The organism is Sphingopyxis sp. (genome assembly GCF_034380315.1).
Classification (GTDB): Bacteria; Pseudomonadota; Alphaproteobacteria; order Sphingomonadales; family Sphingomonadaceae; genus Sphingopyxis.
On record NZ_JAXMPB010000002.1, the window covers coordinates 126,194 to 141,098 of the forward strand.

Below are 14,905 nucleotides of genomic sequence, written 5' to 3' on the forward strand. Positions count from 1 at the left end.
AGGCGCGTGAACGATATTGCTGCAAGCAGCTTCTTTGATCCGCAGGTCATCGCCGACCCGTTCGATTATTATCGTGCGTGGATGCCCAAGAGCCCGGTGGTTCAATTGTCCGATGGCATGTTCCTTGTCCTCTCCTATGACCTCTGCGCGCACGCGACGGGCGACGTCGAAACCTTCTCGAACAATTTTCAAGGCACGCTGTCGGGCGCGATGGCCGAGGACGGCGATGTGGCGGCGACCCTGTCCGAAGGCTGGCCTCAGGTCGATACGCTCCTCACCGCCGATCCGCCGGTTCACACGCGCTTTCGCAAGCTCGTCAATCTTGCCTTCTCGATGAAGCGGGTCGCCGCGATCGAAGACGATATGCGCGGTGTCGTCGCCGGGCTGATCGACCGCATGGCCGAAAAGGGCGAAGCCGATTTCGTCCGCGATTTCGGTATCCCCCTGCCCGTCGCGATGATCGCAAGCCAGATCGGCATGGCGAATGACGATCTCGACAAGGTGAAGCGCTGGTCCGACGCCTTCGTCGACCGGCTCGGTCGGATGATCCCCAAGGAACGCGAACTTGAATGCGCGCGCGAGGTCGTCGAATTCCAGCATTTCGTCAAAGCCAAGATCGACGAGCGCCGCGCCAACCGCACCGACGATCTGCTCTCCGATCTCGTCTATGCGGAGGTTGATGGCGAACGGCCGCTGGAAGACGCCGAAATCCTGTCGGTCATGCAGCAGCTGATGGTTGCGGGCAACGAGACGACGACCTCGGCGCTCGCGGGCGGGTTGCTCCAGCTCATCGAGAACCCCGACCAGATGGCAAAGGCAGTCGCCGCCGCCGATACGGACGACGATCGCGCAATCATCAACCTCGTCGAGGAAATACTGCGCATCGAAAGCCCGACCGCCGGCATGTGGCGCATGGTGCTGAAGAATGCAGAGCTCGGCGGGGTCAGAATCCCGAAGGGTGCGATGGTTCAGCTGCGCTATGCTGCGGCAAACCGCGATCCGGCGAAATATCCTGACCCCGACCGTTTCGACATTGAACGGGCCAATGCGCGCAGCCACCTCGCCTTCGGCAAAGGCATCCACATGTGCGTCGGCAATATGCTGAGCCGCAAGGAGATGGCGGTCGCCTATTCCGAGCTGCTGAAGCGCCTCGCCGATTTCCGCCTTGCCGATGGCCATGTACCAAGCTGGCCGCCGAACATGCTGCTGCGCGGCCTCACCACCCTACCCATTACCTTCCGGCGGCGCGCATGAACTTTGACCTCGACGAAGACCAGCAGCTGACGCGCGACACCATCGGCCGCTTTCTCGGCCAGGTCGACATCGCCGTGCGCCATGCGATGCGAAAGGCCGATGGCGGCTACCCCCGCACGCGCTGGCAGGAGGTCGCCGACCTTGGCCTTCTCGCGCTCGCCGCGCCGCAAGTGATGGGCGGCATGGGCGGCACGATGGTCGATCTCGTGCTTGCTGCCGAAGCGCTTGGCCGGGGTATCGCAATCGATCCCTGGCTCGAGAATGGCGTACTGCCGATCCGGCTCGCTGCAGCAACGGGCGATGCGGGACTGGTAGGCGACCTTCTTACCGGCGCGCAGTTGGCCGCCGTCGGCTTTGCCGAGCCGACCCGCCGTTATGAAAACAAGGCCGTCGGCACCAAGGCCGAGGGCAATCAGATCGCAGGAGCCAAGACGTTCGTCCTCGGGGCGCCCATTGCTGACACGCTGCTGATCACCGTTGCCGATAACAAGCTCGCCCGAATCGCGAAGGACGCCATCGGCGTTGTCCGGCAGGATTATCCGGTGATCGACGGATCGTACGCAGCAACGCTCGACCTCCGCCGCGCGCCCGCCGACCTCCTCGAACTGCCCGAAGCCATGTTCCAGCGCGTCGTCGGTGACGTTCGCCTGCTCGCCGCCGCCGAGATGGTCGGGCTCGCGCAGACAATGTTCGACGACACGCTCGCCTATGTCGGCGAACGTGAACAGTTCGGTGCGGCGATCGGCAGTTTTCAGGCGCTCCAGCACCGGCTGGTCGAATGCTATGCCGCGCTCGAACAGGCGCGCTCGATGATACTACGCACCGCGATGCTCGATCCGACCAGCGACGATGCGGGCTGGCCGCGGATTGCTGCGGGCGCGAAGGCTTTTGTCGGCGAAGCCGCCATGCGGATCGGACTAGAAGCGGTACAGATGCACGGCGGCATGGGGCAGACCGACGAGCTGGCGATCGGCCATGCGCTCAAGCGCGTCATGCTGCTCGACAAGTTTCTTGGCGACCAGGATCATTGCCTGCGCAGCTTTGCGAGGGCGGCATGAGCGGCCTTTCACCCATCGCGCCCGGCCTGTGGACCGACGAGGCCGAACCGCGCCTCATCGGCGCGCGCCGCGCCGATGGAGAGATCGTCTTTCCGGTTCCGTCGGGCGATGCCGCCGCGCTCGTCGAGCCTGTCGCGCTGTCCCGGAAGGGGGCGCTCTGGTCTTGGACGACGCAGGACTTCGAGCCCAAGGAACCGTACAACGGCCCCCAACCCTTCCAGCCCTTTCTCATCGGCTATGTCGAGCTGCCCGGCGAGGTGATCGTCGAAACGCGGATCGTCGACGCCAGCCCCGCCGACCTCGTCATCGGGATGCCGATGACCTTCGCGGTCGTTCCCTTTGACGACACGCGATCGACCTATGCCTTCCGCCCGGAGCGCCAGTCATGAACGACGACGTCTATATCATCGGGGCGGGCATCCATCCCTTCGGTCGCATCGACGGGCGATCAGGACGCGATCAGGGCGTCTATGCGGTGCGCGAAGCCCTCGGCGACGCCGGGGTCGAATGGAGCGACGTCGAATTCGCCTATGGCGGCTCGGCGGCGGCAGGCTCGGCCGACATCATGGTCAACGAACTCGGCCTCACCAGCGTCCCCTTCATCAATGTCGCCAACGGCTGCGCTACCGGTGGCAGCGCGCTGACCGCCGCGCGCAACGCGATTGCCGCCGGCGCGTGCGACATCGCGCTGGCGGTGGGGTTCGACAAGCATCCGCGCGGCGCCTTCAACGCCAAGCCCGCCGAATATGGCCTGCCAGAATGGTATGGCGAGACGGGTATGATGCTGACGACGCAATTCTTCGCGCTCAAGATCCAGCGTTACATGGCGCTGCACGGGATCAGCCGTCGCAGCCTGGGTCTCGTCGCGGAAAAAGCCTTTCGCAACGGCACATTCTGCCACCATGCTTGGCGGCGGTCGCCGGTCGATCTCGACACGATTCTGAACGCCCCGATGATCAACGACCCGCTGACCAAATATATGTTCTGCTCACCGGCCGAGGGTGCGGTTGCGCTGATCCTGGCGAGCGGCAAGAAGGTCCGCGAACTCGGCTCCGATGCGGTGCGTATCGCCAGCATCGCCTTCCGCACGCGACCTGAAGGTTCGTTCGAGGTCTTTGCACCGTCGATCAGCGCGAATGGCGGCGGCAAACCGACCGAAATCGCCAGCAAGGCCGCGTTCGAAATGGCGGGTATCGGACCTAAAGATGTCTCAGTCGCGCAATTGCAGGACACCGAAAGCGGCGCCGAAATCATGCACATGGCGGAAAACGGATTTTGCGCCGACGGCGAGCAGGAACAATGGCTGGCCGAGGGATGGAGCGAAATTGGCGGCAAGATGCCGGTCAACACCGATGGCGGCTGCCTAGCCTGCGGAGAGCCCATCGGCGCTTCGGGCCTTCGCCAAGTTTATGAAAATACCGTGCAATTACGCGGTCGGGGCGGTGAACGGCAGGTCCCGAATGGCCCTAAAATCGGTTACTCTCATGTCTATGGAGCGCCCGGCCTGTCGGCGGTGGCGATCCTCGAGCGTTAGTGGACTTATGGATCTAGACCTTACCAAGGACGAACTGGAATTTCGCGAGGAGGTCCGCGACTTTCTGCGCACGTCACTGCCCGACCATGTACGCGACGGCGCACGGCGTACGCCCGGGGTCTTCGTCGAGCCCGACATCGGCCTCGTCTGGCACCGCATCCTCAACGACAAGGGCTGGGTCGCTTATCACTGGCCCGAAGATTGTGGCGGTACCGGATGGACGCCGATGCAGCGCTATATCTTTGAAAAGGAATGCGCGGTCGCAGGTGCGCCGGCGCTGTCGGTGCTCGGCCTCCGCCTTGTCGGTCCGGTGATCTGCGCTTTCGGCACGCAGGAGCAGAAGGATCGCTTCCTTCCCGCGATCCGCGCCGGGACCGACTATTGGTGCCAGGGCTATTCCGAACCGCAAAGCGGCTCCGACCTCGCCTCGCTGCGCACCCGCGCGCGGCGCGACGGTGATGAATATGTCGTCGACGGATCGAAGATCTGGACCACCCATGCGCATCACGCCAACTGGATATTCTGTCTCGTCCGCACCGACGGCGAGGTGAAGAAGCAGGCGGGGATCAGTTTCTTGCTGATCCCGATGGACCAGCCTGGCGTCACCGTCAGACCGATCATCACGATGGCGGGCGATCATGAGGTCAATCAGGTCTTCCTCGACGCCGCGCGCACGTCGGTCGACAACCGTATCGGCGACGAAGGCCAGGGCTGGACGATCGCCAAATTCCTGCTCGAAAACGAACGCGGCGGATCGTTCCACGCCCCCCGACTGATCCGCGCGATCGACCATCTCGAGCAGCTCGCAGGTGTTGCGCCGAGCGGGCACAATGGCGCGCTCGGCGGCGACATCCAGATCGCGACACGAATCGCGAAGCTGCGGCTCGAGGCTGAAGCGCTCGAAACCACCGAACTTCGCATCCTCGCCGACATCGCAAAAGGCCGCCCTGCGGGACCACAGACCTCGCTCATTAAACTTATCTCGTCCGAACTGCATCAACGCATCGACGCCGCGGCGATGGACCTGCACGGGTATGAAGGCCTGCAGCTTCCGGCGGTGCGCCCGCTCTATGGCAATGAAGCGCCGCCCGCGATCGGCGACGAAGACGCGCAGGTCGCCGCTGCGCGCTACCTGAACAGTCGTGCCTGGACCGTCTTTGGCGGTTCGAGCGAGGTCCAGAAAAACATCATAGCAAAGACGGTGTTACGCCTATGACACATGCATTGCGACTTGCCGACCAGTATGGAATAGTCCCGGTCATGGGAGAGAGAGCAGCCAGGCTGCCGGACGACGGGCTCGCATTGCCAATAGGTACGAGGGCGCTCGTCGAAGCGGTAACGGTCCGCTGCGCGGAGGATATCCACGACGCGGCGGTCACTTTGCGCGATTTCGCGGCGGCGCACGGGCTTCGCGCCGCGCTATGCGACGACATCGCTTCCAAGGAAACGATGGTCGACGCCGACGGCGCGGTGCTCGCCGCCGACCTGTTCGGCTGGCTCGGCGATGGCGAGCGTTGGTGGGAAGATCACAGGCTGGCGCTTCATTCGCCGCTGCCGCGTTCGTGCCGTTATGAAAGCGAGCCCTTCTGGTGCAACGGCACGGGGTTCCGCACCGCCAATCCCAACCCCTATCTCGACGATATCGATCTCTCGCGCTATTTCGCGGCGAACCAGCGTTATCAGGCGGCGATTGTCGTCCCGGTTCATCTGCCATTCGGGCAGATTTCGGCGAACAGCTTTCATCCGGTCGATCAGAACATTACCGACCTCAGCGAACAGTTTGCCGCGATCGGCCATGTCCTCGGTGCGGCGACCCGGCGCTTCATCGCGGGCTATGCTTCGGCGATGCGCACCAAGCGGCGTATCCCGTCGGACTGCGAATTGTCGAAGCGCGAGGTCGAGTGCCTGCGCTGGGCCGCTATCGGCAAGACCGACCGCGAGATCGGGATGATCATCTCATTGAGCCACGCAACGGTGCGTTATCACGTCCACCGCGCGGGCGAGAAGCTGAACTCGGTCAACCGCGCGCAGACGATCTTCAAGGCGGGGCAGCTGGGGTATCTGGGCGCGAATAGCTAGCGACTTACTCCATCGTCATTGCGAGTAGAGAAGCGACGCGGCAATCCAGAGTAGGGGTAAACCGCTCCGGATTGCTTCGCTCCGCTCGCAATGACGGATTTTGCCGACAAGCCGTTTCCTACCCCAACGATCGTAGCGGCTCGGTCCCGTCCCAACCTCTGGCCGCATCGCGCATCATTGCGAAAAGCTCCCGCGTACCCGCCTGCGGTTCGAGCAGTTCGATAAGCGTCCCCGGCCCCGTGCCGGGATCGGCGTAGATCACGCCGCCGGCTTCGCCGACCGGCGCTTCGAAGACGATTTCCGCGCCGACCGCATCGCAGCGCGTCCGCGCCGCGGCAATCGAGTCAACCAGGACGCACACATGGTGCAATCCCTCGCCCACCGCATATTCGCCGCGATAGGGCGACTTCGCATCATTCTCGGGCCGTATCAGTTCGATCTGCATGTCTCCCCAATATCCCAGGGCCATCGTGAACACAGGATCACTCGCTTCGCCGCGATAGCGCCCGCCGGGCAGCGACACATTGGGCAACAGAAAGAAGGGGCCCGCTCCCATCACCTCGGTCCAGTGCTTCACGGCTGCATCGAAGTCGTGCGGCACGAAAGCGAGCTGCATGACGTCGCCGAGCGATGCGAGCGTTGCGCGTATGGCCATGTCTCTCCCCTCAAAAGCGATAGCGCACAAGCGCCTGCCTTTGTGCGATAAGCTTTTCGAGACCCGGATTCATACTGGGCAAAATGTGAGGGAGCGCAATGGCCGAGTCCGATCCGAAGATCGCACCGCAGGACTGGTTCACAGTCCGTAAGCGCAATGCGCGCGCGGGCCTGCGCAAACTGGTCGCGATCATTGCCGAAAATCGCACCGACCGCGCCGAAGCGCCGCTGCCGCTTCACAAGTCGATCTACACCAGCGATGTGCGCAACGCAGCGGAGGTCGAACATGTCTTCCGGAACGAGCCGATTGTCGCAGGCCTGTCGGGCGACATTCCGAAGACCGGCGACACGCTCGTCTTTGACTCGGTTGGGCCATCGATCCTCGTCACGCGCGGCAAGGACGGTGCCGCGCGCGCCTTCCTCAACATGTGCACCCACCGGGGTGCAAAGCTGGTCGAGGAAAAGGAACCGTGGCAGGGCCCGCGCCCGCGTCTCGTCTGCCCTTTCCATGCGTGGACGTTCGACCCCGCGGGCCAGCTTGTCGGTCAACCGGGCAAGGAAGGTTTTGCCAATTGTGCGATCGGCGCGCGGAACCTCATCGAACTGCCCTGCGCCGAGCATCTCGGCCTCATCTTCGTGCGCGCCAATCCCGGCGGCGAACCAATCGATGTCGCGGCGCATCTCGGCGATTTCGGGCCGGTTCTCGCGCAGCTTGAACTCCACCGCGCCGAGCCGGTCAAGAAAGGCATCCTGACCGCCGACGCCAACTGGAAATTCGCGCTCGACACCTATGGCGAAGGCTATCATTTCAAGATGCTCCACGCCTCGACGATCGGTGGCACGCACTATAGCGACCGCAATGTCTATGAACCGATCGGGCGCCATCATCGGGTGAGTTTCCCCGACCTGTCGATCGGCAACCTCGTCGGCAAGGACGAAAGCGAATGGCCCGAGACAGATTATGGCGGCGTCCATTTCCTTTTCCCCAACACCGTCATCTTCTTTGGCGCGGTAACGCCGGGCGTCTATTTCACGCAGGTTTTTCGTCTGTTTCCCGATGGTACGGGCAAGATGTTCTGCCAGTTCGCGGTCTATGCGCCCTTCGGTGTCGAAAGCGACGAGCATCGCGCGATGTGCGAAATGGCCTATGACGCGACCGCGACCGTGGTGCAGACCGAGGATTATCGCGTCGCGAGCAGCGGCTATGCCAACCTGATGACCGCCCCCGACGATTTTCGCGTCATACTCGGCGCGAACGAGCCGGCACTGCACGGCGTCCACCGCTCGATCGCCGCGGCCTGCAAAATGCCGCTCGACCAGATCGCCTGATTATTCGGAGCATGTGATGAACGACCTCGCCCCTCCCCAGGACCCGAACCGCGACGATCGTTGCCCCGGGACCAGCTATACCGACATGCTCAACGCCGATACGCGGCGGGTTCCCGATTATCTGTTTGCCGAATCCAATCAGGAACTCGGCGACGAACCGATCGCCATCGAACGTTATGTCAGCGAGGATTGGGCGAAGCTCGAGCGGGAAAAGATGTGGCCGAACATCTGGCAGTTTGCTGCACGCGAAGAGGATATGCCGAACCCCGGCGACACGGTCGTCTATGACATCAACGAAAAGAGCATATTGCTCGTCCGCCAGAAGGACGGGACGATCAAGGCCTTCTATAACGTCTGTCTGCACCGTGGCCGCAAGCTCCGCACCGAGAGCGGCCCCGCCGTACATCTGCGTTGCCCGTTCCATGGTTTTTCCTGGCATCACGACGGCCGTTTCAAGGAAGCGCCGTGCGCATGGGATTTCAGGCATCTGGGCGAAAAGGATATGAGCCTGCCCGAGCTCAAGGTCGAAAGCTGGCAGGGCTTCATACTCGTCGCCGAGAATCATAACCTGCCAAGCTTCCGCGACTGGGTCGGCCCGGGCGTCGAGCATTTCGACAACTGGCAGCTGGACGAATGCCACACCGGCGCCTGGGTCGGCCGCGTCATCCCGGCAAACTGGAAAGCGGTTGCCGAGGCTTTCATGGAGGCATGGCACAGCATCGTCACCCACCCGCAGATTCTGGGCTTCACCGCCGACGCGAACACCCGCTACGACCTTTACGGCGACTTCCTCAATCGCGCGATCACGCCCGCGGGCGCGATGTCGCCGCACATCAAGGGCAAGGATCAACTCTATGTCTTGAAATCACTTGAGGAGTTCATCGGCGGCGGCGACAGCCGCGCGCGGCGCAGTACGGCATCGACCGACGATCTCAAGGGCTTCGACGCCGACGACCCGATGCTCGCGCGCAAGGTGCTTGCACAAGCGAATCGCGACGCCTTCTCGGCGATGAACGGACATGATTATTCGGCCGCTACCGACAGCGAGATGCTCGACAATTTCACTTACAATGTCTTTCCCAACTGGGCGCCTTGGGGCGGACTGACACCGAACATCGTCTATCGCTGGCGGCCGTGGGGCGACGTCGATCATTGTCTGATGGAGGTTCGCATCCTGATGCGCACACCGAAGGGCGAGGCGCCGCCCAAATCGGCACCAATGCATCTGATCCCCGACGACCAGCCCTTTGCCAGCGCCAGCCACCTGATCGGTGCCGCGCTCGCCGGCGTGTTCGACCAGGATATGGAAAACCTGCCCTATGTGCAGGAAGGGATGAAATCCTCGCCCAATGGCGTGATCGAACTCGGCCATTATCAGGAAAGCCGCATCCGGCATTTCCACCGCACACTTGCGAAGTATGTGGAAGGGCAATTGCCTTAAACATCCCGTCATTGCCATCGTAGCGCAGCAATCTGCGTCTATCGGTTTTGCCCGCCGATAGTGGAGATTGCTTCGTCGCTGCGTTCCTCGCAAGGACGGTGTGCGCTAGGCCGGAACCTTCACCGGCGACCAGTCCTGCCGCTTCGCCCATTCCGCAAACGGGGTCGGCGTCACGCCGAGCAGCCGCGCCGCCGGCACGGCATCCAGCGCGAGTGGCGATACCGCCTGTTCATTGTACCAGCGATAGAATTTCGCCATCCCGTCATAGATGCTCGCCGGCTGCACGTCGCGCGATCCGGTGACAAGCTCGCTCATCTGCGCTGCAAATTCATCGGGCGACAGACTCTGGAACCGCACCGGACGCCCCGCGGCAACAGACAGGTGCTCGGCGACCTCGGCCCCGACGAGCGCCTCGGGCCCGCCCACCGCGATCCGGTCGGCAATCAGATCTTCGTGTAGCAACGCCGACACCATATAGGCTGCGACGTCCTCCAGACAGACCCAACTGATCTTCAGCGCCTCGGCAGCCGGATAGGCGAACACCCCGCTGTTGACGATCGCAGGCCGCGACCAGATGCGGCATATATTATCCATGAACACCATCGGCTCGATGATCACATAGGGAACGCCGCTCTCGTGGATCGCGCGCTCGATGTCGCGCCGCCCGTCGTGTGCCGACAGACCCAGATCGCGGTCGGCAACGAAGCAGCTCGTACTGAAAACGATCTTGCGTAGCCCGGCCGCGCTCGCCGCTTCGGCGATATTGCGCCCCATCGTGGCCGCGCGCTCGCGGTCGAACTCGAATGGCAGGTGCATGGCGAGCGCATCATGATCGCTGAACGCCGCAGTCAGGCAAGCGACGTCGTACAGGTCAGCTGCGACCTCTGGAACATCGGGGTGCGGCGTCGTCGCCATGGCACCCGGCCGCCGCACGCCGGCGGTGAGCTCCAGATCCCGCGCCTTCAACGCGGATAGCAAAGGGATGCCCTGGTCGGCGGGCGCGCCGAGGACGAGGATCTTCTTCACGACCGCTTCAGCCACCGAGCTGGCCAACCATGTGGGCCGTATCGAAATAATGGATGCGCATCGACGCCATCTTTCCAGCGTCGTCGAACTCGGTGACCTCGGCAATATGCGTCTCGAAGCGCTTGCCGCTCGACTTGGCGGTCACGGTGAAGTGGAGCAAGGCGACAGCATATCTTTCGCCTCCGACCAGCTCCATCCATCGGACCACCGGATCCTCCCAATAGCCCATGACATGCGTGTAGAGCTGTTGCAGCGCATCGCGCCCGCGCCATTCGCCGCCATAAGGGAGCGAGGTCGGTTCATGGATAACAAAGTCGTCGGCCATATAGCTGGCGACCGCGTCCCAATTGCCCTTGGCAACCTCGGCATACATCGCCTTGCTCGCCTCCAGCGGCGTCATTCGATCGTGCCAATCAGTGCGCCGACGGGATAGACCTCGCCCTCCACCCCGGTCGGACGGATCGTACCCGCGACCTGCGCCTCGATTTCGACCGTCGTCTTGTCGGTTTCGACCGTATAGATGATGTCGCCGACCTCTACCCGTTCGCCATCGCCGACCATCCATTCATTGAGAGTCATTTCGGTCGCCGACATGCCGATCTTTGGAATACGCAGTTCTTCTGCCATCGCTTCAGCCCTTCCAGTTCACGGCCGTGCGCACCGCGTCGGCGATTGCGTCCTTGTTCGGTATCCACGCCTGTTCAAGCGCGTTCGCCATCGGCACTGCCGAAAAGGCTCCGCCGATGCGCGTCACCGGGGCTTTCAGCTTGCCGAACAGTTCCTCATTTAGCCGCGAGGCTATCTCGGCACCGGTACCATATTGCTTCACCGCCTCGTGCAATATGATCGCGCGACCGGTCTTTTCGACCGACGCCGTGACCGTCGCCTCATCATAGGGAGCGATAGTGCGGAGATCGACGACCTCGACCGAGATGCCCTCGTCGGCCAGCTTGCCCGCGACGTCGAGCGCATCGAGAACGGTGCGGCCATAAGTGACGATCGTGCAATCGCTCCCCTCGCGCGCGATCGCGGCCTTGCCGAGCGGAACGATATGCCCCGGCCCCGGATCGTCGGACTTCAAGCCGTAGCAGAGGATATTCTCAATAAATATCACCGGGTCGTTGCACGCGATCGCGGCGCGCATCAGCCCCTGCGCATCGGCGGCGTTCGACGGTGTGACGATCTTAAGCCCCGGCACATGCGCGAACCATGCCTCGAGCATATCCGAATGCTGGCCGCCGAAACCCACGCCGACGCCGGTCGTGGTCCGGATCACCAACGGCACATGGGTTTGCCCGCCCGACATGAAGCGCAGCTTTGCGGCATGATTGACGATCTGGTCCATCGCGACCGTCACGAAGTTCATCAGCATGATCTCGGCGATCGGGCGAAAGCCTGCGAGCGCGGCGCCGACGCACGCGCCGACGATCGCGGTTTCCGAAATCGGCGTCGCGCGGATACGGTGCTCGCCATATTTCTCGGTCAGGCCCGACGAAATCTTGAACACCCCGCCGCCCTGCTTGGCTGCGACATCCTCGCCGAGCAGGATCACGCCCTCACCCTCGGCCATCGCTTCGTCGATCGCGCGGTTGATCGCCTGCGTCATTGTAATCTGGGTCATGCCGCAATCTCCTCTTCGAAGACATCCTTGCGGATTTCCTCCGCCCCCGGCAGCGGGCTGTTCGCGGCGAATTCGGCGGCGGCGTCCATCTGGGCATCCAGGTCGGCTACGATCGCGTCGAGCTCGGCCTCCGTAAACTGGTGGTCGAGCATCAGCCGGCGAAGCCGCGGCAACGGATCCTCCGCCGCCATCTCTGCGAGATGCTCTGCGGGCATGTAGGAAAAGTCCGAGCCGAAGAAATGCCCCATCATGCGATAGCACATCGCCTCGATCAGCGTCGGTCCCTCGCCCGCCCGCGCCCGATCGACGGCCGCTTTCGTGGTGTTGTACATCGCGATCGCATCATTGCCGTCGACCTTTACACCCTCCATGCCGTAGGCCTTGGCGCGCGTAACGATCGAATCGACCTTGGTATGGTCGGCAAAGGCGGTGTGCTCACCATAGCGGTTGTTCTGGCAGAGGAAGATCACGGGAAGCTTCCAGAGCTGCGCCATATTCATCGCCTCGTGAAACGCACCGATATTGGTCGCGCCATCGCCGAAGCACACCATCGTCACTTTACCGTCGCCGCGGTTCTGCGACGACAGCGCGAGACCGTTGGCGATCGGCAGCCCGGATCCGACGACCCCCGTTGTCACCATCACCCCGGTGTCGGGATGAGTGATATGCATCGATCCGCCCTTGCCGCGGCAGGTGCCGCCGACCTTGCCCGCGATTTCGGCAAACAAGGGATTCAGCGGAACGCCCTTGGCAATCTGGTCGTGCTGACCGCGATAGGTGGTAACGAGATAATCGCTCGGATCGAGCGCCGCCATCGCCGCCGCTGACACCAGCTCCTGCCCACGTACCGTGTAGTAAATGACCGCGAGCTTGCCGGTCATCAGCAGCGAACGAAACTTCTCATCGGCGCGGGCGACGCGCATCGTGCGGGTGTAAATGTCGAGCAGCTTGTCGCGGTCGATCGTCATATCGGTCATGCAGGCTCTCCGATGCCCAGTTGGGGGTTGGCGCTGGCGGCGGCAGAGGGCCTGTCGGCCACTCGTTCGCGCCAGGCGGCAAGGTTGATCAGCGCCGGATCGGGCGGCTGCCCGACCATCGCGCCAAACTCCACGAAACTATAGAGAAGGATATCGGCGAGGCTGAACCGATCTCCCGCGAGCCAGGCCCCTTCACCCAGAAGCCGGTCAACCTGCACTAGCCCGTCGGCGGCCAGTCGTTTCAGGTCGGCAGCGGCGTCAGGCAGGCAGAGCAGCCGGCTTTCGAACATCGGCAGCCCCTCGGCGCCTCGGAAGCCTGCGGTCATCGGCACGACGACGAGCTGGTCGACGATCCGTAACAGCATCCTAGTCTGTCCGCGGTCCTCCGCGGTCGCGCCGAGCAGAGCATGTGCGTTCAGCGTCTCGTCGAGATACTCGCAAATCGCGATGCTTTCGGCGATGCAGGCGCCGTCGTCGAGTTCGAGCAAGGGCGTGTGTCCCAGCGGGCTCTTCGCGCAAAACTCCGGCTTGCGGTTTTCGGCCGCCATGATGTCGATGAACTGGCGATCGACCACCAACCCCGTCTCGGCAAGGTACATCAGCACCACGCGCGGATTAGGGCCGAGCGACTGGTAAAGCTTCATCGCATGACGCCCTAGAATTGGACGCGCTTGGTGAAGCCGCCGTCGATGACGAGGTGTGCGCCGGTCATATAGGGACAGGCGGGTGAAGCCATGAAAACGATCGCTTTCGCCACCTCTTCGGGCTCTCCGAAACGTCCCATCGGCATCTGGGCCAACGTGCCTTCGTAAAGCGGCGGCGCAGCCGACTTGATCGCCTCCCAATTGCCGCCGGGATAATAGATCGCGCCGGGCGAGACGATATTTACGCGGATATTCTGCGCCGCGAGCGCCTGGCTCAGCTGCGAACCATAAGTGATCAACGCAGCCTTCAGCGCGTTGAAAGCCTGCGGCAGAATGAAGGTCTCGACCGCCGCGGTCGACGACATGAAAATGATCGATCCCGATCCCGACGCGGCGAGCGCTTCGGTCAACACTTCGACACCGTGAACCGCGCCCATAATGTCCATGTCGAGCCCGCGCTGCCAGTCGCCGGTTGCGCCCTGCCCCGACGAGCTCGCAGTATGGATGAAGATGTCGCAGCCGCCGAGCGTGTCCCGCGCCTTTTCGAGCCAAGCGCGATAGCCGTCGGGATTGCTCGTCATGTCGAATTGTTCGCCCAGCACCTTGCCTGGCCCTGCGGCATCAATCGCCTTGACCGCCGCTGCAACCTTGTCGGCATCGCGCGAGAAAAAGGCGACGTCGGCTCCTTCGGCCGCGAAAATCTTGAGCGACGCAAGTCCCAGCCCGTGCGCGCCGCCGTTGATGATCACCTTTTTTCCGGCCAGACCCAGATCCATCGCATCCTCCTCATGTCGTTTGGCTGGAGAGTATCGTCTCTGCAAGCGCCAGCACATCAGCAAAAATGGGAGCGGGAGACCCGCCGAAGGCACGGCGAATCGACAAGGAGTATGACGGTCATCGCCTTCGCATCGAACCCTGTTCGGTTAGCGCGAACGAAAGGCTGAGAAGCCAATCGATTTTGGTTGCCGAATGGAGGGAATGGGCGCGACGCCGATATCGGCGAGTTGGCCAAAGGCCGCGCGGTCATGGTTCCGCAGTTGCGGATTATCCGTGCCATATGGAGGAGCCTCGCAGGCACCCCGCTGCTTGCTGCCGATATGGTACTGCTGGATGCCGAACCACTTCTGAGCATTGCGAACATGCGGCTTGTTGCAGGCGTCTTTGCGCGGAGCAGCTATCACAGCCGGCCCTTTTCTGCTGCCGCTCAACGGGTGAGCTCTTGAGCCGGGGCAGCGTTGCGCTATGTCGGAACTCCAGCGCCCAGCCAGGGTGGCATGGTTACCCGCCT

17 protein-coding genes are annotated in these 14,905 nt (G+C 62.8%); 8 read left to right on the forward strand and 9 right to left on the reverse strand.

Annotation, left to right across the window (positions count from 1 at the left end):
- The first annotated feature begins 6 nt into the window (after positions 1-6).
- The 6 genes from U0S50_RS03610 to U0S50_RS03635 are packed head-to-tail and all read left to right on the forward strand — an operon-like array spanning position 7 to position 5,925.
- Positions 7-1,254, forward strand: a complete 1,248-nt coding sequence (locus tag U0S50_RS03610) for a cytochrome P450 (RefSeq protein ID WP_322307402.1) — start codon at positions 7-9, stop codon at positions 1,252-1,254.
- Positions 1,251-2,312 carry an acyl-CoA dehydrogenase family protein gene (locus tag U0S50_RS03615; protein ID WP_322307403.1) on the forward strand — a complete coding sequence of 354 codons (1,062 nt, stop codon included), beginning with the start codon at positions 1,251-1,253 and terminating at the stop codon, positions 2,310-2,312. The genes U0S50_RS03610 and U0S50_RS03615 overlap by 4 nt, the downstream gene beginning before the upstream one ends.
- Positions 2,309-2,701, forward strand: a complete 393-nt coding sequence (locus U0S50_RS03620) for an OB-fold domain-containing protein (protein ID WP_322307404.1) — start codon at positions 2,309-2,311, stop codon at positions 2,699-2,701. The genes U0S50_RS03615 and U0S50_RS03620 overlap by 4 nt, the downstream gene beginning before the upstream one ends.
- A complete protein-coding gene (locus U0S50_RS03625) occupies positions 2,698-3,846 on the forward strand; it encodes a thiolase family protein (RefSeq protein WP_322307405.1) in 1,149 nt (382 codons plus the stop codon). Before U0S50_RS03620 ends, U0S50_RS03625 begins: the two co-directional genes overlap by 4 nt.
- 7 nt (positions 3,847-3,853) lie before the next feature.
- On the forward strand, positions 3,854-5,062 hold the full coding sequence (locus U0S50_RS03630) for an acyl-CoA dehydrogenase family protein (protein ID WP_322307406.1): 1,209 nt from the start codon (positions 3,854-3,856) through the stop codon (positions 5,060-5,062).
- A 44-nt stretch (positions 5,063-5,106) separates the two neighbouring features.
- On the forward strand, positions 5,107-5,925 hold the full coding sequence (locus U0S50_RS03635; protein ID WP_322307407.1) for a helix-turn-helix transcriptional regulator: 819 nt from the start codon (positions 5,107-5,109) through the stop codon (positions 5,923-5,925).
- A 118-nt stretch (positions 5,926-6,043) separates the two neighbouring features.
- Here U0S50_RS03635 and U0S50_RS03640 read toward each other — a convergent pair whose 3' ends face one another.
- Positions 6,044-6,580, reverse strand: coding sequence for a VOC family protein (locus U0S50_RS03640; RefSeq protein WP_322307408.1), 537 nt, complete (start codon positions 6,578-6,580; stop codon positions 6,044-6,046).
- A gap of 98 nt (positions 6,581-6,678) precedes the next feature.
- Here U0S50_RS03640 and U0S50_RS03645 point away from each other — a divergent pair, with 98 nt between their 5' ends.
- Positions 6,679-7,908, forward strand: coding sequence for an aromatic ring-hydroxylating oxygenase subunit alpha (locus tag U0S50_RS03645; RefSeq protein ID WP_322307409.1), 1,230 nt, complete (start codon positions 6,679-6,681; stop codon positions 7,906-7,908).
- Positions 7,909-7,924: 16 nt separating this feature from the next.
- Entirely contained in the window at positions 7,925-9,349 is a 1,425-nt protein-coding gene (locus U0S50_RS03650; RefSeq protein ID WP_322307410.1) for an aromatic ring-hydroxylating dioxygenase subunit alpha, read from the forward strand.
- Between the two features lie 105 nt (positions 9,350-9,454).
- On the opposite strand, the gene U0S50_RS03655 is transcribed toward U0S50_RS03650, so the two are convergent.
- The 8 genes from U0S50_RS03655 to U0S50_RS03690 form a co-directional block, all read right to left on the reverse strand.
- Entirely contained in the window at positions 9,455-10,390 is a 936-nt protein-coding gene (locus tag U0S50_RS03655) for an SDR family oxidoreductase (RefSeq protein ID WP_322307411.1), read from the reverse strand.
- Positions 10,383-10,775: a nuclear transport factor 2 family protein gene (locus U0S50_RS03660; RefSeq protein ID WP_322307412.1), complete on the reverse strand. Its 393-nt coding sequence runs from the start codon at positions 10,773-10,775 to the stop codon at positions 10,383-10,385. Before U0S50_RS03660 ends, U0S50_RS03655 begins: the two co-directional genes overlap by 8 nt.
- A complete protein-coding gene (locus U0S50_RS03665; RefSeq protein ID WP_322307413.1) occupies positions 10,772-11,002 on the reverse strand; it encodes a biotin/lipoyl-containing protein in 231 nt (76 codons plus the stop codon). Before U0S50_RS03665 ends, U0S50_RS03660 begins: the two co-directional genes overlap by 4 nt.
- 4 nt (positions 11,003-11,006) lie before the next feature.
- Positions 11,007-11,996: an alpha-ketoacid dehydrogenase subunit beta gene (locus tag U0S50_RS03670; protein ID WP_322307414.1), complete on the reverse strand. Its 990-nt coding sequence runs from the start codon at positions 11,994-11,996 to the stop codon at positions 11,007-11,009.
- Positions 11,993-12,973: a thiamine pyrophosphate-dependent dehydrogenase E1 component subunit alpha gene (locus U0S50_RS03675; protein WP_322307415.1), complete on the reverse strand. Its 981-nt coding sequence runs from the start codon at positions 12,971-12,973 to the stop codon at positions 11,993-11,995. The genes U0S50_RS03670 and U0S50_RS03675 overlap by 4 nt, the downstream gene beginning before the upstream one ends.
- A complete protein-coding gene (locus tag U0S50_RS03680; RefSeq protein WP_322307416.1) occupies positions 12,970-13,617 on the reverse strand; it encodes a glutathione S-transferase family protein in 648 nt (215 codons plus the stop codon). Before U0S50_RS03680 ends, U0S50_RS03675 begins: the two co-directional genes overlap by 4 nt.
- 11 nt (positions 13,618-13,628) lie before the next feature.
- Positions 13,629-14,393 (reverse strand): SDR family NAD(P)-dependent oxidoreductase, encoded by a 765-nt coding sequence (locus U0S50_RS03685; RefSeq protein WP_322307417.1) that lies wholly within the window; start codon positions 14,391-14,393, stop codon positions 13,629-13,631.
- A 147-nt stretch (positions 14,394-14,540) separates the two neighbouring features.
- Positions 14,541-14,825, reverse strand: a complete 285-nt coding sequence (locus tag U0S50_RS03690; protein WP_322307418.1) for a hypothetical protein — start codon at positions 14,823-14,825, stop codon at positions 14,541-14,543.
- Between the last annotated feature and the right edge of the window lie 80 nt (positions 14,826-14,905).

Coding starts and splice junctions, on each gene's coding strand:
- U0S50_RS03685 (WP_322307417.1), bottom strand. CDS start 14,393: ATGGATCTGGGTCTGGCCGGAAAAAAGGTGATCATCAACGGCGGCGCG.
- U0S50_RS03660 (WP_322307412.1), bottom strand. CDS start 10,775: ATGACGCCGCTGGAGGCGAGCAAGGCGATGTATGCCGAGGTTGCCAAG.
- U0S50_RS03665 (WP_322307413.1), bottom strand. CDS start 11,002: ATGGCAGAAGAACTGCGTATTCCAAAGATCGGCATGTCGGCGACCGAA.
- U0S50_RS03645 (WP_322307409.1), top strand. CDS start 6,679: ATGGCCGAGTCCGATCCGAAGATCGCACCGCAGGACTGGTTCACAGTC.
- U0S50_RS03650 (WP_322307410.1), top strand. CDS start 7,925: ATGAACGACCTCGCCCCTCCCCAGGACCCGAACCGCGACGATCGTTGC.
- U0S50_RS03640 (WP_322307408.1), bottom strand. CDS start 6,580: ATGGCCATACGCGCAACGCTCGCATCGCTCGGCGACGTCATGCAGCTC.
- U0S50_RS03620 (WP_322307404.1), top strand. CDS start 2,309: ATGAGCGGCCTTTCACCCATCGCGCCCGGCCTGTGGACCGACGAGGCC.
- U0S50_RS03630 (WP_322307406.1), top strand. CDS start 3,854: ATGGATCTAGACCTTACCAAGGACGAACTGGAATTTCGCGAGGAGGTC.
- U0S50_RS03680 (WP_322307416.1), bottom strand. CDS start 13,617: ATGAAGCTTTACCAGTCGCTCGGCCCTAATCCGCGCGTGGTGCTGATG.
- U0S50_RS03625 (WP_322307405.1), top strand. CDS start 2,698: ATGAACGACGACGTCTATATCATCGGGGCGGGCATCCATCCCTTCGGT.
- U0S50_RS03635 (WP_322307407.1), top strand. CDS start 5,107: ATGGGAGAGAGAGCAGCCAGGCTGCCGGACGACGGGCTCGCATTGCCA.
- U0S50_RS03615 (WP_322307403.1), top strand. CDS start 1,251: ATGAACTTTGACCTCGACGAAGACCAGCAGCTGACGCGCGACACCATC.
- U0S50_RS03675 (WP_322307415.1), bottom strand. CDS start 12,973: ATGACCGATATGACGATCGACCGCGACAAGCTGCTCGACATTTACACC.
- U0S50_RS03670 (WP_322307414.1), bottom strand. CDS start 11,996: ATGACCCAGATTACAATGACGCAGGCGATCAACCGCGCGATCGACGAA.